This is a genomic window from Amycolatopsis palatopharyngis, from assembly GCF_003385185.1.
Classification (GTDB): domain Bacteria; phylum Actinomycetota; class Actinomycetes; order Mycobacteriales; family Pseudonocardiaceae; genus Amycolatopsis; species Amycolatopsis palatopharyngis.
On sequence record NZ_PQHZ01000019.1, the window covers coordinates 40,939 to 65,388 of the forward strand.

Sequence of the window (24,450 nt, forward strand, 5' to 3'; positions counted from 1 at the left end):
CCGACGAGGCGAAGCGGGTCAACCAGCAGGCCGAGGACGACATCACGGCGGCGCGGGACAGGCTCGGCGCGGGAGAGCCGCCGGAGAACGTCCCCGACCCCGCACGGATCCGTTCGGCGGCGGACACGCGGCTCAAGGAGATTCGCGACGAGGCCGAGCGCAAGGTCGAGGGCCTGTTGGAGACGGCGGAGGCGGACCTGTCGAAGCTGCTTGGCGGGATCAAGGTCGACCTCGACGGGGACGGCTTCTGCGGTATCCAGCCCCCCGCCTCGGACAGCACAACGGCGTCCAGTGTCGAACGGGTGGGTCCCGCGCCGCGCTCGGCGCCGGAGGTGTCCGGCGGCAGTGGTTCCGGGGGCTCCGGCGGTGGCGGTTCCTACGGTGGCGGTGGTGGTACCGGTGGCGCTCTCGGCCCGAGTGGCCCGCCGTCCAGCGGACCACCCCCCGGAAATGTCGGCCAATGGATCCGCGAGGCCATCAAGATCCTGCAGGCCAACGGAATACCCGTCACCGAGGACAATATCGACGAGATCTGGACGATCATCGAGAAGGAATCCGGCGGAGATCCCCACGCCATCAACAACTGGGATTGCGTGCCGCTGAACACCAAGATCCTGACGAAGCGGGGCTGGCTGAAACACAACGAGGTCGAAGCCGGCGATCACACGATCGGCCACGACCTGGAAACCGGGCGCGGTGAATGGACTCGGATAAATCGAGTGGTGCACTACGGAGACGCGCCCTTGGTCCGAGTCGGTAACTCCCGCTGGCACGCGACGACGACTCCCAACCATCGTTGGCTCGTGGAGGGTGGCGATTCGCGGTTCGTTGCCACCACCGGTCTCGACCGGGAAAGCCGCGTCGTCCTCGCCGCCCCGGCCGGCAACACGTCGAGCCTGTCTGTCACGACGGACGAGGCGGGGATGCTGGGCGAGGTCGCGAGTGCCGGATACTCGACGACCGGATGCCCGGCCGACCTGCTCGCGCGTGCCGGACACCCCCGGCAGGACGCCGTCCGGCAGGTTCTCTCGATGTCGGCTGATCAGCGGACGGCGTGGCTTCAGGCGGTCATGGGTACCGCTGGTGCATCCGCGACGGGTGAAGTACTCGAGGCCGCACTCATCGCCGTTTACCTGTCCGGGGCGCGGCCGGAGGTGTTGCGTCCACGAGCGCCGTCGCTTCCTGACTGGAGTCTGGAAGCGCTGGTGCGCCCGAACAATCCCGTTATCCCGGGCGCGTTCCTCACCACGGAGAGCGCCGGTCGCGGTGACGTCTGGTGCGTGAGCACCGGCTTGGGCACCTGGACGGCGATGGAGGACGAGCACGTATTCCTGACGGGGAACTCCAACGCTGCCAAGGGGACACCGTCGAAAGGCCTGATGCAGTGCATCGATCCGACGTTCCAGGCGCACAAACTGCCGGGGCACGACGACATCTACAACCCGGTGGACAACATCATCGCCGGCGTCCGCTACACCTTTGATCGCTACGGCGGCTTCGAGGGCCACCCGGGCCTCAAGTCCATGGCGGGCGGTGGCGGTTACCAGGGCTACTGACCCCGCACGTCACGCCGTTCTACGCTGATCGCATGGTCGATCCCGTTGCGTTCCCCGGTCCTTCCCGCCGCGCCGACGTCGCCCCCTTCCACGTGATGGAGGTGCTCTCCGCGGCCAAGGCGCGGCAGCGCACTCACGGCGACGTGATCGCGCTGTGCGCGGGGCAGCCGACCGCCGGTGCTCCGCGCCCGGTGCTCGACGCCGCCGAGAAGGCGCTGCGGGAAGGCGATCTCGGCTACACCGTTCAGCTCGGTATCCCGGAGCTGCGCGAGGCGATCGCCGGTCACTATGAGCGGAGTTACGGACTCGAGGTAGACCCGCAGGACGTCATCGTCACCACCGGATCGTCCGGCGGGTTCCTGCTCTCGTTCCTCTCCGCGTTCGAGGCGGGTGACCGGGTGGCGATGGCGCGTCCGGGCTATCCCGCCTACCGCAACCTGCTCGCGGCGCTCGGCTGCGAGGTCGTCGAGTTCACCACCGATGAGAGCACCCGCTTCCAGCCGACGACGGAACTGCTCGACCAGTTAGGGCCGATCAGCGGCCTCATCGTCGCCAGTCCCAGCAATCCCACCGGCACGACACTCGCTCCCGGCGAGCTCGCCGCGATCGCCGGCTGGTGCTCCGCGCGGGGCGTGCAGCTGGTCAGCGACGAGATCTACCACGGCATCTCCTACGGCACCGAACTCGCCAGCGCATGGCAGAGCTCGCGGGAGGCGCTCGTACTTGGCTCGTTCTCGAAGTACTTCGCCATGACCGGCTGGCGGCTGGGCTGGATGCTGGTGCCCCAGCGGCTGCATCGGGCGGTGGACGTTCTGACCGGCAACTTCAACATCTGCGCACCCGCGCTCGCCCAGCGCGCCGCGGTGGCCGCCTTCACCGCCGACTCGTACGCCGAACTCGACGGGCACGTCGAGCGGTACCGGAAGAACCGGGACCTGCTGCTCGGTGGCCTGCGGGAGATCGGGCTGGATCGGGTGGCGCCGGTGGACGGGGCGTTCTACGCCTATGCCGACGTTTCCGCGCACACCTCCGACAGCCTGAGCTGGTGCCAGCGTCTGCTGGCGGACACGGGGCTGGCCATCACACCCGGCATCGACTTCGATCCCGGAGAGGGCGGCAAGTTCGTCAGGTTCTCCTTCGCCGGATCCGAGTCGGAGGTGGCGGAGGGTGTGCGCAGGCTCGGCGCTTGGCTCTGACCGGTCTGCACCGCCGTAGAGAATCGGGGTAACCCGGAGATCTCCCTGAGGATCGCCGGAGAAACGAGCTTTACCGGCCACGGCGTGACAGCCTGGAGACAGCGGCACACCGAATCGGAGGAAGACCATGTTCTGGAAGATCGTCGGGGCCCTGATCGCCATCTGGCTGGCGTTCACCGTGCTCGGATTCGTGATCAAGGGTCTGTTCTGGCTGGCGATCATCGGTGGCGTGCTGTTCGTCGGCACCGCTGCCTACGGAGCCATCAAGGGTAAGAACGACCCCAAGCGGCTACGGTCGTGAACACTGGCGCGGTGATCCTGTCGATCGTGCTGGCCTCGGTGTTTCTCGGGGCAGGTGGCGCGAAACTGGCCGGATCCAAGCCGACGAACGAGGCGGCCGCACACCTCGGCGTACCCCGCGGGCTCGACCTGACCATCGGTGCGCTCGAGGTCGCCGCGGCGGTCGGCCTGATCGTCGGGTTCTGGGTGGGCTGGCTCGGGGTCGCCGCATCGGTCGGGCTGGTGCTGATGATGATCGGTGCCGTGCGCTTCCATCTGCGGGCCGGGGACTCGGTGCAGAAGTTCAGCCCACCAGCCGCACTGGGGGTGCTGGCGGCGATCAATGCGGTTTTGCTGATCGCGTAGCGAAACGGCTCAGGCCGGGCGCAGGAACGTCAGCGCGGTGCTCGCGCCGGTCCAGCGCTCGGCCCGCAGCCCTGCCGCCCTCGCTCCGTCTATATTGGACTGTCGATCGTCGACGAACAGGCAGTCCTGTGGCCGCGCACCGATTCTGGTCATGAGGACGTCGAAGATCGCGCGATCCGGCTTGGCCAGGCGTAGGTCCCCGGAGAACACCAACTCGCGAAAGTGCCGCGTCCAGTCCTGGCGTTCGGCGAACCGGGCGAACGACACCGGAGCGTTGGACAGCAGCGCCATCCGCGCCCCGGTCTCGGACAGTGTTTCCAGGAGCTCGAGGGCCGGCTGCTCGGTTCGGGACCAGCCGAGGATGTCCAGCTCGGTCAGCTCGTCGGATGTCGCGCGATCGATGCCGACCCCCACCCGCTGCCCAACCGCTCGCCAGTAGTCCAGATCGGTGCAGCCGCGATCGTATGCGCTTCGCGCCGCCCAGTACGCGGGTTCGAACTCCGAAGCGGGCACGCCGAGCCGCTGCGCGAGCGCGGGCAGCTTGTCCGTCCTGGCGCTGATGACTTCGCCGTAGTCGAAGACCAGCCACTCGTTCCGGGTCATGCGAGCGCCGTCTTGATGCGTTGCAGGGCTTCTTCGATATCGGTGGCCGAGACATCGCGGTGGGTCACGAACCGCACCTTGCCCGCCATCGGCAGCGTCCGGATCCCGATGGATTCCAGCGCGTACAGGGAGCGCTGAACGTCGGCGACACCGGCCAGGACGATATTCGTCTCCGGCGTCTCGACCTGCCAGCCGAGTTCGGCAAGGCCCTCGGCCAGCCGCCGCGCGTTCTCGTGATCGGAGTGCAGGTCGCTCATCTGGTCCAAGGCCACGAGGCAGGCCGCGGCCAGCACTCCCGACTGGCGCGTCCCGCCGCCGAGCATCTGCCGCATCCGTTTCGCCCGCTCGATGAATTCCGCACTCGCCGCGAGCACCGAGCCGACCGGGGCGCCGAGGCCCTTGCTGAAGCAGGCGGCGACCGAGTCGACGCCAACGGTGAGTGCCGCGGGTGGCAGGTCGAGGGCGGTCGCGGCGTGCCAGATACGGGCGCCGTCGAGGTGTACTCGCAGCCCGGCTTCCTTCGCGGTGGCCGCCAGTTGGGCGTGTTCGTGGGGCGGGGTGACGGCTCCGCCCGCCGCGTTGTGTGTGTTCTCCAGGCAGAGCAGGGTGGTGCGCAGGGTGTAGTAGGGGCCGTCGGCGGGGCCCACCGCGCCGCGCAGCGTGCCCGGCGTCGGGCGGCCCGGGCCCGCGTCGTGCTCGAGTGGAGCCGGCATCCCGCCTGCCAGCCATGCCGCTGAGCCCAGTTCGTTGACGAGGACATGGGCGTCGCGCGGGGCGAGGAAGCGATCGCCCCTGGACAGGTGCAAACTCAGCGCGATGAGGTTGGCCATCGTGCCGCTGGGTGTCCACAGCGCCGCGGGCATGCCGAGTAGTGCGGCTGAGCGCTGTTCCAGCTCCTGGACCGTGGGGTCGCCGTCGAGGACATTGTCCCCCACCTCGGCTCTGGCCATCGCCGCTCGCATCGCGTCGCCTGGACGGGTGACAGTGTCGGATCGAAAGTCGATCACGGAAGCGGCAGTTTTGGTCACGGTCAGATCACATCACAGGACTGTTTGCGCTTTCAACCGCCGTTTGCTCCGCAGATTTTTCTGCGGCGATCTCGTTCGGTGTGCAACCGTGGACGTCCCCACTTCCGTCCTTCACCCGGACGACCAAAGCGAGCGGAGAGCCAACCGCGTGGACCAGCGCGACGAGCAGGAGTTCGCGGAGTACTTCGCCGCACGGCGGGACTCCGTGCGCAGGACCGCGTACATGCTGTGCGGTGACTGGCACCGCGCGGACGATCTCGCGCAGATGGCTTTCGTCGCGCTGCACCGGAAGTGGCGCAAGATCCGCGACCGGTCGGCGACGGATGCCTATGTGCGGAAGACGCTGGTCAGGGCCTCGATCGACGAGTCTCGCCGGCCATGGCGAAGGGAACGACAGACGGAAACGATGCCCGAGCAGGTCGTCGAGGGCGAGCACCTCGACGACCGGGTCGCGACCAGGCAGGACCTGCTCGCGGGACTGCGCAAGGTGCCACCGAAGCAGCGGGCGGTACTGGTCCTGCGCTACTTCGAGGGGCTCGATGTGGCCGCGGTGGCCGGCACCCTCGGCTGCAGCGAAGGCAACGTGAAGAGCCAGACGGCGCGAGGGTTGGCGAATCTCCGAGTGGTGCTGGAGGAGGTGGAAGCGCATGGATGACCGCGAGCTGGAGACCCTGTTCCGGGACGCTCCCGGCGAGCCGCCTGCGCCCACCTTCGACGTCGGCGACATCGCCGCGCGCTCCAAGCGGGCTACGGCCCGTAAGCAGAACATGATCGTTCTGGCATGCAGCTTTGGTGTACTCGTACTTGCCGGTCTCGGCACGCTCGGTGTAGTGCTGAACAGTGGACTCCCCGAGGACACTGCGAGCGTCGCGGGCGGTGCGGTTTCCGACAACGCGACCAAGTTCGACGCTCAGGAGCAACCCGGGGACGTCCCAGGGCGTCTTCCCAACGCGGGGACACCAGAAGGCTTCCCGGACGCGTCGCCCAAGCAGGGGGGCGACGCGTCAGGGGAGAGCACCTCAGGGTGCGATCAGGTTGATCGGGAGCTCGCCATCGCCCTCGCTGGCGAGCTCCCGATCGCCGTCACCTCCGATGCGCAGCCGGGTCGGCTCTGCGCACCCGGCTGGCGCTCCGCCGGATTCCACGTCGAAGACGGCAGCGCATCGGGCACCGTCTCGGCGACGGTCGTTCCGGCGGGCAGCGCGATCCAGCTGGCCGAGCAGCCGCGTGGAACCGCGATCGTTGAGCGTCCCGCTGCGTCGGGCAGCACGGTCGTCGTGCTGAGCATCCCCGACCCGGGGTCGAAGGCCCCAGTAGCCGATACGGTGGAGTCCATCGCGGCCAAGCTCGCCGCCAGGTACTGACCTGGCAGGATGTTCGGAATGAGCGACCGGCACCGAGACCATGTCGGGTATGGCACTGAGCGATGTGGAGCCTGCCGGCGTGTGAGGCAAGGGATATGAGCGACCGGCACCGAGACCATGTCGGGTATGGCACTGAGCGATGTGGAGCCTGCCGGCGTGTGAGGCAAGGGATATGAGCGACCGGCACCGAGACCATGTCGGGTATGGCACTGAGCGATGTGCAGCCTGCCGGCGTGTGAGGCAACAGGCATGAGCGCTCCTGCCAGCACTCCCAAGGGGGAGCGCAGGCGCGCGGCACTGGTGGCCGCGGCCGCCGAACTGCTCACCGAAGGCGGCTTCGACGCCGTTCGTCACCGGGCGGTGGCTGAACGGGCCGGGTTGCCGTTGGCGTCGACCACGTACTACTTCGACTCCCTCGACGATCTGGTGACGGCGGCAGTCGAACACCAGTCGCGCGCCGAGCTCGACCAAGGCCGTCAGTGCCTGGACGACCTGGTGACCAGGAACCGCGGCGTCGACGCCCAGGTGGACCTCGTGCTCGAACTACTACTCGGCCCGCAGCACGACGATCGTGCGGCCGATGCCGAGGCGGTGCTGCTGCGGTACGAGCGGCTGGTGGCGACCGGCCGCCGCCCTTACCTCCGGCCGCTGATGCGCACCCTGAGCGCCGAGCTGAACGAGCTGCTCACAGAGATCTTCGCCCGGTCGGGCAAGTCTGTCGGCGCAGCCGAACTCGAACGGCTCATCGCACTGGTCGACGGTGCCGTGGTCAACGCACTGGTGGCGGTGGACCCCGAGCCGAGGACGGCCGCGGCCAGGATGCTGCGCATAGCACTGACCTGAGCAGGGTTTACGCTGTTGCGCCGTGAGTGAGAAACCGCGAATCCCGAACGTGCTCGCCGGCCGCTATGCCTCTGCCGAACTGGTGGCGCTGTGGTCGCCGGAGCGCAAGGTCGTGCTGGAGCGGGAGCTCTGGCTAGCCGTCCTGCGCGCGCAGAGCGAGCTCGGGGTCGAGATTCCGGCCGGGGTGCTCGCCGACTACGAGCGTGTGCTGGAACAGGTGGATCTGGACTCGATCGCGGCGCGCGAGCGGGTCACCCGGCACGACGTCAAGGCGCGGATCGAGGAGTTCAACGCGCTGGCCGGGCACGAACACGTGCACAAGGGCATGACCTCGCGGGACCTGACCGAGAACGTCGAACAGTTGCAGGTCCGGCGCTCGTTGGAGCTGGTGCGTGGCCGGGTGGCCGCGGTGCTCGGCAGGCTTGCCGTGCTGGCCGCCGAGTACGGCGACCTCGTGCTGGCCGGTCGCTCGCACAACGTCGCGGCGCAGGCCACCACGCTCGGCAAGAGGTTCGCGACCTCGGCCGACGAGCTACTGGTCGCCTTCGACCGGCTGGACGAGCTGGTCGCGCGCTATCCGTTGCGTGGGATCAAGGGTCCGGTCGGTACCGCACAGGACATGCTGGACCTGCTGGGCGACGAGGCCGCGCTGGACAGCCTGGAGCGCAAGGTCGCCCAGCACCTCGGTTTCGAGCGGGTGCTGACCAGCGTCGGCCAGGTGTACCCGAGGTCGCTTGACTTCGACGTCGTGTCGGCGGTGGTCCAGGTCGCGGCCGCGCCGTCCAGCCTGGCCACGACGATCCGGCTGATGGCGGGCAACGAGCTGGTCACCGAGGGCTTCAAGCCCGGCCAGGTCGGCTCCTCGGCGATGCCGCACAAGATGAACACCCGCTCCTGCGAGCGGGTCAACGGGCTCGCCGTGGTGCTGCGCGGTTACCTGTCCATGGTCGGTGAGCTCGCGGGCGACCAGTGGAACGAGGGCGATGTGTCCGACTCGGTGGTGCGCCGGGTCGCGCTGCCGGACGCGTTCTTCGCGCTCGACGGGCTGTTGGAGACTTTCCTGACGGTGCTGGCCGAGTTCGGTGCCTTCCCCGCGGTTGTCGACCGCGAACTGGCCCGCTACCTGCCGTTCCTCGCGACGACGAAGGTGCTGATGGCCTCGGTCCGCGCTGGTGTCGGCAGGGAGACCGCGCACGAGGCGATCAAGGAGAACGCCGTCGCTGTCGCCCTCGCGATGCGCGAGCAGGGGCAGGTCGACAACGATCTGCTGGACCGGCTTGCCGCCGACGAGCGGGTGCCGCTCGACCACGCGGAACTCGAGAAGCTGCTCGCCGACCGGATCTCGTTCACCGGCACCGCGGGACGACAGGTCGCCGCCGTGGTCGCGCGGGTCGAGGAGGTCCTCAAGCGCTTCCCCGAGGCCACGAACTACGCCCCGCAGCCCATCCTCTGATCGCACTTTCCCGGGAAAGCGCGGGGCGGTAAGCCCGTGACCTGGGGCCCGCAGGGCCCAACCTCGCGCTTTCCCGGGAAAGTGCGAGGTCTTGAGCCGGGGCAGGGCGTGACCTCGCTCACCTGAGCGCTCACTATCTGAGATCGAGTGGATTGCGGCGCGGTGCTCTGGAAGCATCAACGCCGTGGTGACGCAGGTGGCTATCGTCGATCGTGTCGCGCTGGTACAGCGCAGGCACATCGATCTGCTGCGCGTCAGCTCGGCGCTGTGCCGATTTTGCTGATCCGCTGATGTAGCGCGTCCGCGCGCTTTCCAGCGGTCTAGCCCGGTCTGGTTACTTCCACCGCCGCGGCCGCCCCTGGATGTGCGGCCGGCCCTGACTCCCGAGGTCCGCATGCACACTCTCGTCCTGTTCGGCCTGGCAGGCTTCCTCGCGCAACTCGTCGATGGCTCACTCGGGATGGCTTTCGGCGTCACCGCGACCACGACATTGGTCACCGTTGGCACCGCGCCCGCGGTGGCTTCCGCCGCGGTGCACCTCGCCGAGGTCGGTACCTCGCTGGCTTCCGGCTTCTCGCACTGGCGCTTCCGCAACATCGACTGGCGAACGGTGGGCATCCTCGCGCTGCCCGGCGCGATCGGCGCTGTGCTCGGCGCCTACGTGCTGACCTCACTCAGCTCGACCTCCGCCGCCGTCTGGATCACCACAGTCCTGTTGGTGCTCGGGCTGTACGTGCTGATCCGGTTCGCCTTCCTCAAGCTGGGCAGCCTGATCACGACGAAGCGCCCCGGCGCCCGCTTTCTGGGGCCGCTGGGGCTGATCGCCGGATTCATCGACGCCAGCGGTGGCGGCGGCTGGGGTCCGGTCGCCACGACGACGCTGCTGTCGTCCGGCAGGCTGGAGCCCCGCAAGGTCGTCGGTTCGGTGGACACGTCCGAGTTCATCGTCGCGCTGGCGGCGAGCGTCGGCTTCTTCTTCACGCTCTCGCAGGAGCACCACCTGAACTACACGGTGGTGGCCGGGTTGATGATCGGTGGCGTTATCGCCGCGCCGTTCGCGGCCTGGCTGGTCCGCAGGATGCCGCCGCGGGTGCTCGGCGCAGCTGCGGGCGGGATGATCGTGTTCACCAACGCCCGTTCGCTGCTCATCGCGGCAGGCGCCGGAACCACGCTGATCGTCGTGATCTACGTGGCGATCGTCGCACTGTGGGGTGCCGGGCTGTTCGCCGCGATCCGCTCGGTCCGGGAGGAGAAGCGGGTCAACACCCTCGCCGGCGAGGACGACCCGAAAGCCTCCACCGCCCGGTCCCTCTCCTCCTGACCCGCGCGCCTCACCTCCAGGGCTTGGGACGCCTGCAAGTACACCCAAGCAAGATCCACATCGGCTTTAACCGCAGCCAAGTGGCGGGGCGATGGGCGTGGGTTGGTGGTAGAAAACTGCGAAGTTGACCTTGCTTGGGTGTACTTGCAGGCGCACCAATGGTGAGGGGGCTGGGACTGGGGTGGGTCTCGCAGCGGCGGGAGGGCGCCCTGAGGTGTTGGGGTGGTTTCGCTGGGGCGTCACCTCGGGGAAATGCGGCGGCCACTCCCGTCGGGCCTACTGGGTGGCGTGGACGCACGTTTGCTCGTCTCACTGTCCGGCATCAACTCCCGATCACTGCAGCGCTGCGCCGAGCTGGCCACGGAGCTGGACCAGCGGCAGGTACCGCTGTCCATGCTCGCCACTCCGAACACCGCCGAGCCCGACGCCACAGCATGGATGCGCACCCGTGCCCGCGCCGGCGACGACGTCCTGCTGCACGGCTACGACCACCGCGTCACCCCGACGCATACGGTCCGGATCGGCCGTAAGGCGGAGTTCGCCGCGCTGCCTGCGCACGAAGCCCGGCTGCGGCTGATCGCGGCGACCTCGGCCCTGGAACGCACCGGCCTGCGGGCCGACGGATTCGCCCCGCCGCGCTGGCTCGTCTCCCGCGGCACCCTGGACGCACTGCGCGAACGCGGGTTCTCGCTGTGCGCCGACCTGTCGGCGGTCCGGATCCTGCGCACCGGCGAGGTCCACCGCGCGCGGGTACAGGGATTCGGCGGTCAGCGTCAGCGCACGGAGACCGTCCGCTGCTTCGCGCTGGTACTCAGCGCCGCCCGCTCGGCCCGCCGTGGCGGCCTGGTCCGGCTCGGCGTCGACGCCGCCGATCTGGCGCACGCCAGCAGGCGCCAGGCGTTTCTCGATGCCGTCGACATCGCCCTCGAGGCGGGAGCGCGCGGTGCGACCTATTCGGCTACAGCCGCGCGTACTCGCCGCGTGGCAGCACCCTGACCTCGGTGCTTTCGGGCGCGAGATTGGTGAACAGCCCGTAGTGCATGGCGGGGTTGGCGAGCACCGCCTCGTGGATCGGCACGGCGAGTCGTGGCCCGACCGCGCGCAGGAAGTTCACCGCCTCACTCGCCTTCAGCCACGGCGCGCCGGTGGGCAGGCCCAGCACGTCGATCTGCTGCTCCGGAACATGGAACGAGTCGCCGGGGTGATAGAAGGCGCCGTCGCCGAACACGAATCCGACGTTGGGCACCACCGGGATGTCGGTGTGGATCACCGCATGCCGCCCGCCGACGGTGTTCACCTCGGTTTCGCCGATGGTGAGCACGTCGCCCGCGTGTGCGGTACGAGCGGGTAGCCCGAGCTTCTCGACCGTCTCGGCCGTACCGGGGTCGGTGATCAGTTCGGCGCCCGGATTCGCGGCCAGCAGCGCGGGCAGGCGTTCGGAGTCGATGTGGTCGAAATGCTGATGCGTGATGAGGACCGCGTCCAGCTCCCGCTCGTTCTCGAAGCCTGCGGAGAACGTACCGGGGTCGACCAGTATTCGGGCGCTGTCCGTCTCGAGCAGAACGCAAGAATGTCCGAAGTGGACGATACGCATCTGTTCTCCCTGCTACGGAGGCATGTTCATCAAGGCTACGTCCAGGGTGCCGAGCCGTCGAGGAGTGCGTCCCCGAGTGGGGTACGGCGATACAGCACGCCACGGCCGCTCCGGCTCGCCGTCAGCAGCCCCGCGTCGCGCAGGGCGGTCAGGTGCTCGGAGACCGTGCTCGGGGCGAACCCCAACCTGCCGGCGAGGGCGGCCGTGGTGGCCGGCGCGTCCAGTGCGTGCAGCAGCGTCGCCTTCGTCCTGCCGACCACCGCCGTCAGCGCGGCGTCCGGGGCAGGTCGCGACGACCACAACTCGGCCACTCCCCGCGCGGGATAGAGCACCGACGGCTGCCACGGAGGCACCATCATCACGCCCACTCTCGGCCAGGCGAATACGCAGGGCAGCAGGGCGAGCCCGCGCTCGTCCAGTTCGAGCCGCGCGCGGCTGCGGCTTTCGACGGCCAGCACCGCACCGGCCAGCCGGATCTGTGGATGGAGCCCGGCAAGGGCGAGCGCCGTACCGCCCTCGGCGAGCCTCGCGGACCGATACGCGATGTCGGCGGCGAGCGTCTCCCGGATCTTCGGCCAATGCGGTGCGACGAGTTCGGCCCACACGAGCTCCAGCTGGTCGGCGAGCAGATCGCGGGCCCGCTGTGGATCGTCCGGCAGCGCGCCGAGATCGGCATCGACCATGGCAAGTTCGGTGGCGACCTGTTCGGCAGGTGTCCTGCGGACCTCGGCGAGTTGCGCCTGTGCGGTGGTGCGGGGTCCGGAAGGGGGTGGGCTGAGGAAGTCGGTGATGTAGTGCCGTGCGCCGAGTACCAGCCGCAGTTCGCCGATCGGCAACGTGCTTGCCCTGCGCGCGGCTTCGGTCAGCCAGGGCAGATGCGCCGGGTGCCCACGCAGGCCGAACAGTGTTTGCACCGCGCCCAGCGCTTCCTCCAACGGCGAGATCGCGAACCGCACACGGTTGGTGCTCGCCCGCGTGAGGACCAGTTCGATCACGCCGACCACCGCCGTCCAATTCGGCCCTGCCCGAATCAGTATCGCGCATCATCGCCGCGCCGCAGAGTTCGTCCATGACGACGATCGACCACGCCGGCCCCACCGGCCTCCTACGGCATGTCGGGTACTGGCGCTGGTCCGCCGGGGTCCAGCTCGCACGGCTGCCCACCACGATGGCCCCGCTGGCGTTCACCGTGCTGACCACCGCCACCACGGGTTCCTACCGCCTCGGTGGCGTGATGATGTCGGTGTTCGTGGTGGCCGAACTGCTCGGTGCCGTTCCGGCAGGCAGATTTCTCGACCGGATCGGTGCGGGCAGGGGCATCGTGCTGATGCTGGTCGCCGCCGCGACGGGGCTCACCGCGCTCGCTGCTGCAGCCGCGGCGGGGGCGTCACCGATCGTGCTACTCGTACTGGTGGTCGTGCCCGGTGTCGTGGCAGGCGGGCTCTCGGGCGGCTTCCGCACCCTCCTCGCGGGAACCGTCGACGATGCGCTGCTGCCGAGGGCGATCGCGGTGGACGCCATGTTGATGGAGGCCGTGCTCATCGGTGGCCCCATGCTGGTGGTGCTGCTGAATCTGGTGGACTCGCTGCTGCCGCTGGCCGCGATGGCCGTGGTCTACCTGCTCGCGGCCACCTGCGCGCCCCGCACGGTCACGGTGCGGGTGGAGCAACCGGCGCAGCGCCCCAAGCTGCCGATCGGCGCGGCGGCGTGCTGGCTCGCGTGCCTGTTCTCCATCGGGCACCTGTTGTCCACGGTCGAGGTCGCTCCGCTGCCGCTGGCGCAGCGCCTGGGTGCGGGGGAAGCGGCGGCGGCCCTGATCGTGGCCGTGTTGTCCGGCGCGAGTATCGGCGGCAGCGCGTTGTTCGCCTGGCGCGGCCGCACCACCAGGGCCTCGGCGATCGTTTTTCTCTGCGGGTTCGTCGTGGGCGGGGTGCTGGCGGCGATCGGGCACGGCTGGCCGGGCCTGCTGGCTGGGGTGGTGCTCATCGGCGTATGCGTCGGGCCGTTGCTCACGGTGGCGTCGGTGCGATTGCAGCGGCTGTTGCCGGCGGGGCGGCGGTCCGAGGGCTTCTCGGTGGCCTTCGCGGTCAACGCGTCCGGTTTCGGAATCGGTTCACTCACCGTCGGACTGCTACCGCTGCACCTGGCCCCGTTGCTCGGCGCGGGTAGTGCGGCGCTGGCCTGTGCCATTCTGGTGGTACGCCCTTCCTGACAGCCTGTTGGCAGCTTGTCAGTAAGGCCTTAGTCTGGCCTAGCAGCCGAGCCGATGGAGGCATGCCTGATGACCCGCATCGTGGAACCCGCCGAGCAGCCCACACCGGAGGCGGCCGCCCCGGCCAGGGAGACGTTCGACTCGCTCAATCCGGCGACCGACGAGGTCGTGGGCACGTACCCGGTGCACACCGCCGAGGAGGTCGAGCAGGCCGTTGCCCGCGCTCGCGAGGCCGCGCTGTGGTGGGACTCGCTCGGTTTCGACGGCAGGGCCGAACGGCTGCGCCGGTGGAAGGGCGTGCTGGCGCGACGGCTCGCGCAGCTGTGCGACGTCGTGCACACCGAGACCGGTAAGCCGCACGGGGACGCACAGCTGGAGGCCGTGCTGGCCATCGAGCACATCGCCTGGGCGAGCAAGAACGCGCGCAAGGTGCTCGGCAAGCAGCGAAGGGCCGCGGGCCTGCTGCTGTCCAACCAGGCGGCGAGCGTGGAGTACCAGCCGCTCGGCGTCGTCGGCGTGATCGGACCGTGGAACTACCCGGTCTACACGCCGCTGGGTTCGGTCAGCTACGCACTGGCAGCGGGCAACGCGGTCGTGTTCAAGCCGAGCGAGTACACCCCCGGCGTTGGCAAATGGCTCGTCGACGCGTTCAACGAGGTGGTGCCAGAGCACCCGGTGCTGCAGCTGATCACCGGCTTCGGTGCGACGGGTGCGGCACTGACCAAATCCGGGGTGGACAAGATCGCCTTCACCGGATCGGCCGCCACCGGCAAGAAGGTGATGGCCTCGGCCGCCGAGACGCTGACCCCGGTCATCATCGAGGGTGGTGGGAAGGACCCGTTGCTGGTCGATGCCGACGCCAACCTGGACGCGGCGGCGGACGCCACCGTCTGGGGCGCGTTCTCCAACTCCGGACAGACCTGTGTGGGTGTCGAGCGGGTGTATGTGCACGAGCAGGTACACGACGAGTTCGTCGCCAAGGTCGTCGAGCGGGCGAAGCAGGTGCGGGCGGGAGCGGATCCCGGTGCGCAGTACGGGCCCATGACCATGCCGAGCCAGATCGACGTCGTCCGCAGGCACATCGCCGACGCGCTCGCCAAGGGCGGCAGGGCTCTCGTCGGCGGTGCCGACGCCGTCGGCGACCGGTACGTGCAGCCGACCGTGCTGGTCGACGTGCCGGAGGACTCGATCGCCGTGCGCGAGGAGACATTCGGTCCCACCGTCACCATCGCCAAGGTGCGCGATATGGACGAGGCGATCGAGAAGGCCAACGACTCGACGTTCGGGCTCGGCTCGACGGTGTTCTCCAAACGGCGCGGCATGGAGCTCGCCCGCCGCCTGCGCACCGGGCAGACCGCGATCAACGCGCCCCTGTCCTTCGCCGGGATCGCGTCACTGCCGTTCGGCGGGGTCGGCGACTCGGGCTTCGGCCGGATCCACGGCCCGGAGGGCCTGCGCGAGTTCGCCAGGGCGAAGTCGATCGCCAGGCAGCGCTACACCGCACCGCTGGCACTGACGACGTTCAGCCGTTCGGAGAAGACCGACGCCCTCGTCGGCAAGCTGATGGCCGTGATGCACGGCAAGCGCTGATTCCAGCGCCGCCTGCGGTGTGTTGGGGTTCCCCAATGTGGCATTGGGGAACTCCAACGTCCCTAATGCCACATTGGGGAACCCCCCGGCCCGCCGGAATCAGCGGCCGCGGATGAGGTCGGCGGCCTTCTCCGCGACCATGATCGTGGGTGCGTTGGTGTTACCGCGCGGCACCACCGGCATCACCGAGGCGTCGACCACGCGTAGCCCGTCCACCCCTCGGACGCGCAGCGCGGGATCGACGACGGCCTGCTCACCGCTGCCCATCGCGCACGTGCCCACCGGGTGGTAGAGGGTCTGGGTGCACTGGCGCACGTGCTCGGCCAGCGCCGTGTCGTCCGGGTCGGCCATCGAGGGCAGGAACGGCTTGTCCAGGAATCGGGCCAGCGGCCCGGTGCGCCCGATCTCCATCAGCGTGCGGATCCCCGCGAGTGTCGCCTCGAAGTCGGCTGGCTCGCTGTAGTAGGCGGGGTCGATCTCCGGGCGCCACTGCGGGTGCGCCGAGCGCAGTCGCAGCCTGCCGCGGCTGGCCACGTCGACCAGCGTCGTCGCGGAGGTGAACCCGGGGACCGTTGGCTCCCGGAAACCGTTGTCGTAGAACAACGTCGGCGCGACGTGGAACTGCATGTCGGGGGCGTCGAGACCGTCTACTGTAGACATGAAACCGCCCGCTTCGCCGACGTTGGAGGCAAGTGGGCCGCGTTTGGTGAGCTGCCAGCGCAGCATGCCGACCGGTGTCGCGGCGTCGACGAGGTCCGTGGTGTCGCGTGTGGACCAGATAACCGGTGTCGCCGGATGGTCGTGCAGGTTCTCGCCGACGCCTGGCAGGTGCACGGCCACGTCGATACCGTGCTCGCGAAGATGCTCGGCAGGGCCGATGCCGGACAACATGAGCAGCTGGGGTGAGTTGACCGCCCCGCCGCAGAGGATCACCTCGGTACCGGCGTGCGCGGTTTGCTCCGTTCCGCCATGTAAGAAGGACACGCCGGTGGCCCTGCCATCGGTCACCAGCACCCGGGTGGTCTGTGCGTGGGTACGCACGGTGAGGTTCGGGCGTTTCATCGCCGGCCGGAGGTACGCGTCGGCCACCGACCAGCGCCTGCCTTTGCGGCAGGTCACCTGGTACAGCCCCGCACCGTCCTGCGACTCTCCGTTGAAGTCGTCGTTGCGCTTGAGGCCGTGTGAGACGGCGGAGTCGACCCACGCGTTCGAGAGTTCGTGGGTGAAGACGCGGTCCTCGACATGCAGAGGGCCGTCCGTGCCGTGCAACGGGCCGCCCAGCCGGGTGTTGCCCTCCGCGCGCATGAAGTAAGGCAGCACGTCGGCGTATCCCCAGCCCTCCGCGCCATGCGCGTCGCGCCAGCCGTCGTAGTCGGCGCGATTACCGCGGATGTAGATCATCGCGTTCATCGACGAGCAGCCGCCGAGCATCTTGCCGCGTGGCCAGTAGGCGGAGCGGCCGAGGTGTTTCTGTTCTGTGGTCTCGTAGTTCCAGTCCCATTGGGTCTTGAACAAGGAGGCGAAGGCCGCTGGGATGTGGATCTCGTCGGCGGTGTCCTCGCCGCCCGCCTCCAGCAGCAGCACTCGTGCCGATGGATCCTCGGTCAGGCGGTTCGCCAGCACGCATCCGGCGCTGCCCGCTCCGACGATCACGTAGTCCCAGTCCTGATCGGCCACGATGCCTCCTGGTATTGGCGCTGCGTCAACGACCGATGATGACCGAAGACACATACTCAGGCCAAGGGTGTCATGTCCGGACTGCTCCGTCTGCCTGAATCTGCGGTGTTCGAGCAACTCACTCGCAGTCACGTCCGTCTACCTGACGTCGCGCCTGAGAGGTGCGTGCGTCGGTCGCGGCGGGTGGCTTGTCGGGGGGCTACCCGCCGCGGCCGTGTGAGGCCGCCGAGCCCGCTCCCGCAACGCTCGGTTAGGCTCAGTAAGGGTTGTGCACAATGCGGTCGACAGGGGTCGGCCGGAGCTTGCGGAGGCCGGCTCGTGGCGGGCGTATGCAGGTGAGACTCCAGCGGCAGGCGAACCAGCGGCTGTGCATTACCCGACTTTGAACAAGACACAGTAAGTACCGCCGACCTGCACAGACGAGGGAGCAGTCTGCCGTGGCCCGAGTCGTCGTTGACGTCATGCCCAAGCCGGAGATCCTGGACCCCCAAGGCCAAGCTGTCGCCGGCGCATTGCCGCGCCTCGGTTTTCAGGGGGTCACCGGTGTCCGCCAGGGAAAGCATTTCGAGCTCGAAATCGACGATTCCGTCGACGACGAGACGCTCGCCAAGATCGCCGAGGGCTTCCTGGCCAACCCGGTGATCGAGGACTGGACCGTGCGCAGGATCGCCGAATGACCGGCCCGCGCGTCGGGGTCGTCACCTTCCCCGGAACCCTGGACGACACGGACGCCGAGCGCGCCGTGCGCTACGCCGACGCCGAACCGGTCTCGCTGTGGCATGCCGACGCCGACCTCAAGGGCGTGGACGCCGTGGTCATCCCCGGCGGCTTCTCCTACGGCGACTACCTGCGCGCAGGCGCCATCGCGCGCTTCTCCCCGGTCATGACCTCGGTGATCGAGGCTGCCCACAAGGGCATGCCGGTGCTCGGGATCTGCAACGGCTTCCAGGTGCTGTGCGAGGCCGGCCTGCTGCCGGGCGCGCTCGTGCGCAACGAGGGCCTGCACTTCATCTGCCGGGACCAGTGGCTACGCGTGGAGAACAACACCACGGCGTGGAGCACCCGGTACGACGCGGGCGCCGAGATCCTCATCCCGATGAAGAACATCGACGGTTGCTACGTCGCCGACCAGCCGACCCTGGACATGCTGGAGGCCGAGGGCCGGGTCGTGTTCCGCTACGTGGACGGCAACCCGAACGGCTCGCGTGCCGACATCGCCGGCATCACCAGCTCCAACGGACGGGTCGTCGGCCTGATGCCACACCCCGAGCACGCCATCGACGCCCTGACCGGTCCGTCCGACGACGGCCTCGGCATCTTCTACTCCGCCCTGGACTCCCTGGTCTCCGCCTGACGACGCGCGATATCTCGCACTTTCCCGGGAAAGTGCGAGATACCCGGCGCGTGCAAGTACCGCGCTTTCCCGGGAAAGTGCGATCAGGTGGGGGCGGCGGCTTGGACCAGGCGGGCGTAGGGGCCGTTCGCGGCGAGTAGCTCGTCGTGGCTGCCCAGTTCGGTGATCCTGCCATCCTCCAGCACCACCACCCGGTCGGCCGCCGCCGCAGTGTGCAGCCGGTGAGCGATCGCGATCACCGTCCGTCCGGCCAGCACCCGGCTCAGCGAGCGCTCCAGTGCGCGCGCCGAACCGGTGTCCAGCAACGAGGTCGCCTCGTCGAGCACCAGCGTGTGCGGGTCGGCCAGCACCACCCGCGCCAGCGCGAGCTGCTGCGCCACGGACGCGGGCACCGCCCGAGCCCCTGACCCGAGCACCGTGTCCAGTCCCCGCTCCAACGACCGCACCCAGGGCGACGCGCCGACCGCGTCCAGTGCGTCGAGCAGTTCGGCGTCGGTCCACTCCCCGTCACCTTGTCGCTGCGCGGGCCGCGCGGGCAGAGTCAGGTTCTCCCGCAGCGTGCCGGCGAACACGTGGTGCTCCTGGGTCAGCAGCAGTACCTCACCGCGCAACAGATCCTCCGGCATCGAGGAAACCTCGACCCCGCCGATCGTGATCGACCCGCTGGTCGGTGCCGCGATCCCGGCCAGCAACCGGCCCAGCGTCGATTTGCCTGCCCCTGACGGTCCCACCACCGCAAGCCGCTCGCCCCTTGGTATCCGCAGGTCGACGCCGTGCAGCACCTCTCGGCCCGGCGCATAGCCGAACCGTACGTCGCGCACCCGCGACACCGAGTTCTCCGGCGCCTCACCGGACGCACCCCGCCGGTCCTCGCTGCTCGCCCGCACGCCGAGTACGCGGCGCAACGCGGTGCCCGAGATCCGCAGGTCATCCACCCACCACAGCACCTCGTCCATCGGCTCAGCCAGCGCCTGCGCGTAGAGCACCATCGTGGTGATCGTTCCCAGCTGCACCAGCCCGTCGCTGTAGGCCCAGGCGCCAAGCAACAGGATCACCGCGATCGGGATCGCGTGCGAGAGCTCCAGCCACGGAACCCACCGCGCCTCCAGCTTGCGCATCATCCGCTCACCTGTGACCGCTTCCTGCAGGCGATGCTCGCCCTGCGCGATGCGCCGCCCCGTGAGCCCGAGCGCCTCGGCGGTCCGCGCGCCCTCCGCGGTCTCGTGGAAGCCGGACTGCAGAACCGCCCACCGATCCAGCATCTCCTCGATGGCCTTCGGAATCCGCTTCCAGTACCAGCGGGTGGGGATGCCCAGTACCGGGACCGCGACGAGTAGCCCGAGTGCCAGCAGCGGCGAGGTCAAGATCATCGCGACGACTGTCAGCACCACCGTGATCAGCGCGATCAGGATCTCCGGGACGGCGTTGCGGACCGCGTAGCTGATCCGGTCGACGTCGCTCGTCGCGCGGCTGAGCAGGTCGCCGGTGCCCGCGGCCTCGACGGTGCCCAGCGGCAGCCGGAGCGACTGCTCCACGAAGTCCTCGCGGGTCTGCGCCAGTACCCGCTCGCCGAGGATGCCCGCCCGCAGCCGCGCTGCCCGTTTCAACACGCCCTGGGCCAGCAGGATCCCGACGAACATCAGCGCCAGCAGGTCGATGCTCACCGTGTCGCTGCCCGTGACCACCTTGTCCACGAGCGCGCCGAGGATCTGCGGCCCGGCAAGGCCGGCGACGGTCGCGATCATGAACAGCCCGATGACGGCCGCGAAACCCGACCGGTGCGTGCGCAGCGTGCCGCGTGCCCAGATCCGGGCCTGCGCGGCCGTGGCCAGCGGCAGTTTCAGTTGCACGGTGTCACCTCGGGCAGTCCGGGTCCGACGACCTCGTCGGCCACCGCGGCCCACAGCGGGCTCTGGGCGAACACCACGGTCGTCCGGCCTCTGCGTAGTTCGGCGACCCGCTCGGTGATGCGGGCCTCCGTGTGCGCGTCGACCGCAGAGGTCGGCTCGTCGAGCAGCAGCACATCGGCGTCCAGTGCGAGTGCCCGTGCGAGGTTCAGCCGCTGCCGCTGGCCGCCGGAGACCTCGCGCCCGCGCTCGCCGATCAGCTCGTCAAGGCCCAGCGGCAGCGCCTGCACGATGTCCTCCGCGTCGGCCGCCTCGATGGCGGTAACGACGTCCACGGACGTCTCGGCCGGTGCCGCGACCTGCTCGCGCAAGATGCCGGAGAACCAGAGGTCCTGGTTGTGCGCGTACACCACCCGATGCCGGAGTTCGGCCAGCGCGACCCGGTGCGCGGGTACACCGGACACCAGCACCCGCTGCCCCGGCGCCGCGTCGGTGAACCTCGCCAGCCGCTCCGCGACCGCCTCTGCCCGCGCCCCGAGGTCGATCACCGTGAGCTTGCCCGCCACCGCCGTGACATCGGACTCGGTGTCGTGCAGCTCCAGCGCACCCTCCGGCAGCGGAACCGGGGACTCCGGGTCGGTCAGCCTGGCACGCAGACGCAGCAGGCCACATGCCTTCTTCGCCGAGACCACTGCTGAAGCGAATGCGCCCGCGGCCTCGGTCGCCGTGTTCACCGGAATCACCAGGAACGCCGACGCCCCATAGAAGGCCACCAGCTCACCCGCGCTGATCACACCCTCGGTCGCGAGCCGGGCGCCCAGCCAGGTGATCGTGACGGTGACCAGACCGGGTAGCACCACCTCGGCGGCCGACAGCCAGGACTCGCTGCGAGCGACGTCCACACCGGCGCGCTGAACCCGCCTGCTCGCCGACCGGAAGCGGCCGAGGAACTGCCACTCGCCACCGACGCCCCGCAGCACACGCAGGCCGGACACGATGTCCGCACCCAGTGCGTTGACCCCTGACAGCTCCTCACGCTGGGCCTGCTTCCGCCGTTGCAGCGGGGCCAGCAGCGGACCGATGCCCAGCATCGCCAAGGGCACGCCGACCAGCGCCACGAGACCGAGCAGCGGCGAGAAGGTGAGTAGTGCGACACCCACCACGACGAAGGCTACCACCGCGCCGACCAGCCTGCCCGCGACCTCGAAGGCGCTACCGCAGTGGTTCACGTCCGAGGAGGAGAAGGCCAGCACGTCTCCCGTGCCCGCCTGCTCGCGCAGGGCAGCCCCGAGACGGGCGGTGTGCCTCGCCACGGTTCGCTGCGCGCTGGAAGCGCCGTGCATCCACATCCCGTGCCCGGTGAACAGCAACGAGGTGCCGAACACGGCCTGCGCGATCCCGATCAGCAGGATCAGGCCACCGAGCAGGAGCAAGGCGCCGTTGTCACCACCGGCGATCCCGTTGTCGATGGCCTTGCCCACCACCAGCGGCAGCAGCGCGCCGGGAACGAGCCACAGCGCGCCGAACACCGCCGAGACCGTGGCCAGCCAGGGCCGCGCCCGGAGGATCGCCAGCAGGAAGCCTGCCGGCGTGGGCTGCTCGGGTAGTCGCAGCGTGGGAGCCGGATACGGCGAGTAGGGCACGTCACACGACGTTAGAAGGCCCGGGAGTGCGAGGCGACCGAATTTCGCCCGCCCGTCTCCCACCACCACCCAAGGGGAGGCGCTGACGCGCCGCGGTGCTGCCCGCCCGTCTCCCGCCGCCACCCAAGGGGAGGCGCTGACGCGCCGCGGTCTCCCGTGCCGGGACCGGCCGCTCGTCTCCCGCGCCAATACCACAAGTACCCTTGACCCTGTGGCGAATCCTGACGTGGACACCTTGACCAGCACCGTCGTCGACACCACCGCACATGCCGTGGGGACTCCCGAGCTCGCGCAGCCCTATCTCGAACTCGGTCTGGCCGAGGACGAGTACGCCCGGATCCGCGAGATCCTCGGCCGCAGGCCCACCGACGCCGAACTGGCGATGTACTCGGTGATGTGGAGCGAGCACTGCTCGTACAAGTCGTCCAAGAAGCACCTCGGCTACTTCGGCGAGACGTCCACGCCCGCGATGCGGGAGAAGATGCTCGCCGGCATCGGTGAGAACGCCGGTGTGGTCGATGTCGGTGACGGCTGGGCCGTCACGTTCAAGGTGGAGAGCCACAACCACCCGTCCTATGTGGAGCCGTATCAGGGCGCCGCCACCGGTGTGGGCGGGATCGTCCGCGACATCCTGGCGATGGGCGCCCGCCCACTCGCGGTGGCCGATCCGCTGCGATTCGGACCCGCGGACGCACCGGACACCCGCAGGGTGCTGCCGGGCGTGGTGGCCGGAGTGGCGGGTTACGGCAACTGCCTCGGCCTGCCGAACATCGGTGGCGAGGTCGCGTTCGACAAGTCCTACGCGGGCAACCCCTTGGTCAACGCCATGTGCGTCGGCGCGATGCGGGTGGAGGACCTGCACCTCGCGCACGCATCCGGGACCGGCAACAAGATCATCCTGTTCGGTGCGCGGACCGGCCTGGACGGTATCGGCGGTGTCTCCGTGCTGGCCAGTGACACGTTCTCCGGCGACGAGAGCGCGGGCGGGCGCAAGAAGCTGCCGAGCGTTCAGGTGGGCGACCCGTTCACCGAGAAGGTCCTCATCGAGTGCTGCCTCGAACTGTTCGCCAAGAAGATCGTGGTGGGCATCCAGGACCTCGGTGGCGCAGGCCTGTCCTGCGCGACCTCGGAGCTGGCCGCGGCCGGTGACGGCGGGATGCACATCGAACTCGACCGGGTTCCGCTGCGCGCCGAGGGCATGACCCCCGCGGAGGTCCTTTCCAGCGAGTCGCAGGAACGCATGTGCGCGGTCGTGCAACCGTCCGATGTGGACGCGTTTATGGCGGTCTGCGCCAAGTGGGACGTCATCGCCACCGAGATCGGCGAGGTGACCGACGGCGAGAATCTGGTGATCGACTGGCACGGCGAGACGGTTGTGGACGTACCGCCGCGCACGGTCGCGCATCAGGGCCCGGTCTACGACCGCCCGTTCGAGCGTCCGGCCAAGCAGGATGCCCTGCAGGCGGACTCCGCGAGCTCGCTGCCGCGTCCGTCCACTTCGGAGCAGCTGCGCGACACCGTGCTGACGATGATCGCCTCGCCGAACCTGGCGTCCAAGGAATGGGTCACTCAGCAGTACGACCGCTATGTGCGGGGCAACACCGTGCTCGCGCAGCCCGCCGACTCCGGCGTGATCCGGATCGACGAGTCGACGGGGCGTGGCGTCGCGATCTCCACGGACTGCAACAGCCGCTTCGTGTTCCTCGACCCGTACCGCGGAACCCAGCTGGCACTGGCCGAGTCCTACCGCAACGTCGCCACCAGCGGGGCGATGCCGCTCGCGGTCACCAACTGCCTGAACTTCGGTGCTCCCACCGATCCCGGCGTCATGTGGCAGTTCGAGCGCGCCGTGCACGGCCTCGCCGACGGCTGCGTGGAACTCGGGATCCCGGTCACCGGCGGCAATGTCAGCTTCTTCAACCAGACCGGAGACACCGCGATCATGCCGACCCCGGTGGTGGGTGTGCTCGGTGTGCTCGACGACGTCACCAGGCGCATTCCGACCGGCATCGGTGCCGAGGCCGGAGAGACGCTGATTCTGCTCGGCGACACCCGCGAAGAGCTGGACGGTTCCGCCTGGGCCGAGGTCATGCACGGCCACCTCGGTGGTCAGCCGCCCGAGGTGGACCTGGCCAGGGAGCGGCTGCTGGCCGAGGTCCTGGTCGCCGGCTCGCGGGACGGATTGATCTCCGCCGCGCACGACCTGTCCGACGGTGGGCTCGCCCAGACACTGGTCGAAACCGTGCTGATCGGTCAGTGCGGTGCCAGGGTCGTGCTCGATCCGGACAGTGACCCGTTCGTGCAGCTCTTCTCCGAGTCGGCGGGCCGAGTGCTGGTCGCGGTGCCGCGTAGCGAGGAACTGCGGTTCACCGAACTCTGCACCGCGCGGGGCCTGCCCTGGCGCAAGACCGGCGTGGTCGACCCGGAGTCCGGTGCACTGGACATTCAGGACATCGCGAACTTCCCGCTGACGGAGCTCCGCGAGGCCTGGGAAGGCACCCTGCCCGCCCTCTTCGACTGAGCT

At 69.2% G+C, this 24,450-nt stretch carries 22 protein-coding genes and 2 pseudogenes; 17 read left to right on the top strand and 7 right to left on the bottom strand.

What is annotated here, in order from left to right; translation table 11 throughout:
- Positions 1–338: 338 nt before the first annotated feature.
- The 5 genes and pseudogenes from D0C15_RS35735 to D0C15_RS16425 form a co-directional block, all read left to right on the top strand.
- Positions 339–590, top strand: a pseudogene (locus D0C15_RS35735) (lytic transglycosylase); the annotation flags it as partial.
- 750 nt (positions 591–1,340) lie between these two features.
- Positions 1,341–1,556, top strand: a pseudogene (locus tag D0C15_RS35060) (transglycosylase SLT domain-containing protein); the annotation flags it as partial.
- A 32-nt stretch (positions 1,557–1,588) separates the two neighbouring features.
- Positions 1,589–2,752, top strand: coding sequence for a pyridoxal phosphate-dependent aminotransferase (locus D0C15_RS16420; RefSeq protein WP_116046183.1), 1,164 nt, complete (start codon positions 1,589–1,591; stop codon positions 2,750–2,752).
- A gap of 127 nt (positions 2,753–2,879) precedes the next feature.
- Positions 2,880–3,053: a hypothetical protein gene (locus tag D0C15_RS34525; RefSeq protein ID WP_170161345.1), complete on the top strand. Its 174-nt coding sequence runs from the start codon at positions 2,880–2,882 to the stop codon at positions 3,051–3,053.
- A gap of 11 nt (positions 3,054–3,064) precedes the next feature.
- Positions 3,065–3,397: a DoxX family protein gene (locus D0C15_RS16425; RefSeq protein ID WP_162830100.1), complete on the top strand. Its 333-nt coding sequence runs from the start codon at positions 3,065–3,067 to the stop codon at positions 3,395–3,397.
- Between the two features lie 9 nt (positions 3,398–3,406).
- Here the strand turns inward: D0C15_RS16425 and D0C15_RS16430 are convergent, their stop codons facing one another.
- Together D0C15_RS16430 and D0C15_RS16435 are read right to left on the bottom strand one after the other, a co-directional pair.
- The gene (locus tag D0C15_RS16430) at positions 3,407–4,000 is read right to left on the bottom strand and encodes an HAD family hydrolase (RefSeq protein ID WP_116046189.1); all 594 of its coding nucleotides are present in this window, start codon (positions 3,998–4,000) and stop codon (positions 3,407–3,409) included.
- On the bottom strand, positions 3,997–5,028 hold the full coding sequence (locus tag D0C15_RS16435) for a threonine aldolase family protein (protein WP_116046192.1): 1,032 nt from the start codon (positions 5,026–5,028) through the stop codon (positions 3,997–3,999). Before D0C15_RS16435 ends, D0C15_RS16430 begins: the two co-directional genes overlap by 4 nt.
- 148 nt (positions 5,029–5,176) lie before the next feature.
- Between D0C15_RS16435 and D0C15_RS16440 the strand changes: the two genes are divergently transcribed.
- From D0C15_RS16440 to D0C15_RS16465, 7 genes are all read left to right on the top strand, one after another.
- Positions 5,177–5,683 carry a SigE family RNA polymerase sigma factor gene (locus D0C15_RS16440; protein ID WP_116046194.1) on the top strand — a complete coding sequence of 169 codons (507 nt, stop codon included), beginning with the start codon at positions 5,177–5,179 and terminating at the stop codon, positions 5,681–5,683.
- Entirely contained in the window at positions 5,676–6,392 is a 717-nt protein-coding gene (locus tag D0C15_RS16445) for a hypothetical protein (RefSeq protein WP_116046197.1), read from the top strand. The genes D0C15_RS16440 and D0C15_RS16445 overlap by 8 nt, the downstream gene beginning before the upstream one ends.
- A gap of 249 nt (positions 6,393–6,641) precedes the next feature.
- Complete coding sequence (locus D0C15_RS16450) at positions 6,642–7,235, top strand: TetR/AcrR family transcriptional regulator (RefSeq protein WP_116046199.1); 594 nt, start codon at positions 6,642–6,644, stop codon at positions 7,233–7,235.
- Between the two features lie 22 nt (positions 7,236–7,257).
- Positions 7,258–8,688, top strand: coding sequence for an adenylosuccinate lyase (purB, locus tag D0C15_RS16455; RefSeq protein ID WP_116046202.1), 1,431 nt, complete (start codon positions 7,258–7,260; stop codon positions 8,686–8,688).
- A 187-nt stretch (positions 8,689–8,875) separates the two neighbouring features.
- A complete protein-coding gene (locus tag D0C15_RS35595) occupies positions 8,876–8,971 on the top strand; it encodes a putative leader peptide (protein WP_342768577.1) in 96 nt (31 codons plus the stop codon).
- A gap of 111 nt (positions 8,972–9,082) precedes the next feature.
- On the top strand, positions 9,083–10,009 hold the full coding sequence (locus D0C15_RS16460; RefSeq protein ID WP_116046205.1) for a sulfite exporter TauE/SafE family protein: 927 nt from the start codon (positions 9,083–9,085) through the stop codon (positions 10,007–10,009).
- A 288-nt stretch (positions 10,010–10,297) separates the two neighbouring features.
- The gene (locus D0C15_RS16465) at positions 10,298–11,005 is read left to right on the top strand and encodes a DUF2334 domain-containing protein (protein WP_245975874.1); all 708 of its coding nucleotides are present in this window, start codon (positions 10,298–10,300) and stop codon (positions 11,003–11,005) included.
- On the opposite strand, the gene D0C15_RS16470 is transcribed toward D0C15_RS16465, so the two are convergent.
- On the bottom strand, positions 10,968–11,603 hold the full coding sequence (locus tag D0C15_RS16470) for an MBL fold metallo-hydrolase (protein ID WP_116046210.1): 636 nt from the start codon (positions 11,601–11,603) through the stop codon (positions 10,968–10,970). The genes D0C15_RS16465 and D0C15_RS16470 overlap by 38 nt on opposite strands.
- Before the next feature lie 35 nt (positions 11,604–11,638).
- Entirely contained in the window at positions 11,639–12,598 is a 960-nt protein-coding gene (locus tag D0C15_RS16475) for a DUF5937 family protein (RefSeq protein ID WP_116046359.1), read from the bottom strand.
- Between the two features lie 74 nt (positions 12,599–12,672).
- Between D0C15_RS16475 and D0C15_RS16480 the strand changes: the two genes are divergently transcribed.
- Together D0C15_RS16480 and D0C15_RS16485 are read left to right on the top strand one after the other, a co-directional pair.
- A complete protein-coding gene (locus D0C15_RS16480; protein ID WP_116046212.1) occupies positions 12,673–13,815 on the top strand; it encodes an MFS transporter in 1,143 nt (380 codons plus the stop codon).
- Between the two features lie 69 nt (positions 13,816–13,884).
- Positions 13,885–15,405 carry an aldehyde dehydrogenase family protein gene (locus D0C15_RS16485; protein WP_116046214.1) on the top strand — a complete coding sequence of 507 codons (1,521 nt, stop codon included), beginning with the start codon at positions 13,885–13,887 and terminating at the stop codon, positions 15,403–15,405.
- Positions 15,406–15,504: 99 nt separating this feature from the next.
- Here the strand turns inward: D0C15_RS16485 and D0C15_RS16490 are convergent, their stop codons facing one another.
- Positions 15,505–17,082, bottom strand: a complete 1,578-nt coding sequence (locus D0C15_RS16490; protein ID WP_211323222.1) for a GMC family oxidoreductase — start codon at positions 17,080–17,082, stop codon at positions 15,505–15,507.
- A 437-nt stretch (positions 17,083–17,519) separates the two neighbouring features.
- Here D0C15_RS16490 and purS point away from each other — a divergent pair, with 437 nt between their 5' ends.
- Both purS and purQ read left to right on the top strand, forming a co-directional pair.
- On the top strand, positions 17,520–17,759 hold the full coding sequence (gene purS / locus D0C15_RS16495; protein ID WP_116046217.1) for a phosphoribosylformylglycinamidine synthase subunit PurS: 240 nt from the start codon (positions 17,520–17,522) through the stop codon (positions 17,757–17,759).
- Positions 17,756–18,436 (top strand): phosphoribosylformylglycinamidine synthase subunit PurQ, encoded by a 681-nt coding sequence (gene purQ / locus D0C15_RS16500; RefSeq protein WP_116046220.1) that lies wholly within the window; start codon positions 17,756–17,758, stop codon positions 18,434–18,436. The genes purS and purQ overlap by 4 nt, the downstream gene beginning before the upstream one ends.
- Positions 18,437–18,519: 83 nt before the next feature.
- On the opposite strand, the gene D0C15_RS16505 is transcribed toward purQ, so the two are convergent.
- Both D0C15_RS16505 and D0C15_RS16510 read right to left on the bottom strand, forming a co-directional pair.
- Positions 18,520–20,286: an ABC transporter ATP-binding protein gene (locus D0C15_RS16505; protein WP_116046223.1), complete on the bottom strand. Its 1,767-nt coding sequence runs from the start codon at positions 20,284–20,286 to the stop codon at positions 18,520–18,522.
- The gene (locus D0C15_RS16510) at positions 20,277–21,926 is read right to left on the bottom strand and encodes an ABC transporter transmembrane domain-containing protein (RefSeq protein WP_116046225.1); all 1,650 of its coding nucleotides are present in this window, start codon (positions 21,924–21,926) and stop codon (positions 20,277–20,279) included. The genes D0C15_RS16505 and D0C15_RS16510 overlap by 10 nt, the downstream gene beginning before the upstream one ends.
- Before the next feature lie 211 nt (positions 21,927–22,137).
- On the opposite strand from D0C15_RS16510, the gene purL reads away from it, so the two are divergent.
- Positions 22,138–24,447, top strand: a complete 2,310-nt coding sequence (purL, locus tag D0C15_RS16515) for a phosphoribosylformylglycinamidine synthase subunit PurL (protein WP_116046228.1) — start codon at positions 22,138–22,140, stop codon at positions 24,445–24,447.
- Positions 24,448–24,450 lie beyond the last annotated feature (3 nt).

Bases quoted from the DNA above. Each gene is read 5' to 3' on its own strand.
- D0C15_RS16420 (WP_116046183.1), top strand. From the start codon at position 1,589: ATGGTCGATCCCGTTGCGTTCCCCGGTCCTTCCCGCCGCGCCGACGTC.
- D0C15_RS34525 (WP_170161345.1), top strand. From the start codon at position 2,880: ATGTTCTGGAAGATCGTCGGGGCCCTGATCGCCATCTGGCTGGCGTTC.
- D0C15_RS16430 (WP_116046189.1), bottom strand. From the start codon at position 4,000: ATGACCCGGAACGAGTGGCTGGTCTTCGACTACGGCGAAGTCATCAGC.
- D0C15_RS16445 (WP_116046197.1), top strand. From the start codon at position 5,676: ATGGATGACCGCGAGCTGGAGACCCTGTTCCGGGACGCTCCCGGCGAG.
- D0C15_RS16450 (WP_116046199.1), top strand. From the start codon at position 6,642: ATGAGCGCTCCTGCCAGCACTCCCAAGGGGGAGCGCAGGCGCGCGGCA.
- D0C15_RS16460 (WP_116046205.1), top strand. From the start codon at position 9,083: ATGCACACTCTCGTCCTGTTCGGCCTGGCAGGCTTCCTCGCGCAACTC.
- D0C15_RS16470 (WP_116046210.1), bottom strand. From the start codon at position 11,603: ATGCGTATCGTCCACTTCGGACATTCTTGCGTTCTGCTCGAGACGGAC.
- D0C15_RS16480 (WP_116046212.1), top strand. From the start codon at position 12,673: ATGACGACGATCGACCACGCCGGCCCCACCGGCCTCCTACGGCATGTC.
- D0C15_RS16485 (WP_116046214.1), top strand. From the start codon at position 13,885: ATGACCCGCATCGTGGAACCCGCCGAGCAGCCCACACCGGAGGCGGCC.
- purQ (WP_116046220.1), top strand. From the start codon at position 17,756: ATGACCGGCCCGCGCGTCGGGGTCGTCACCTTCCCCGGAACCCTGGAC.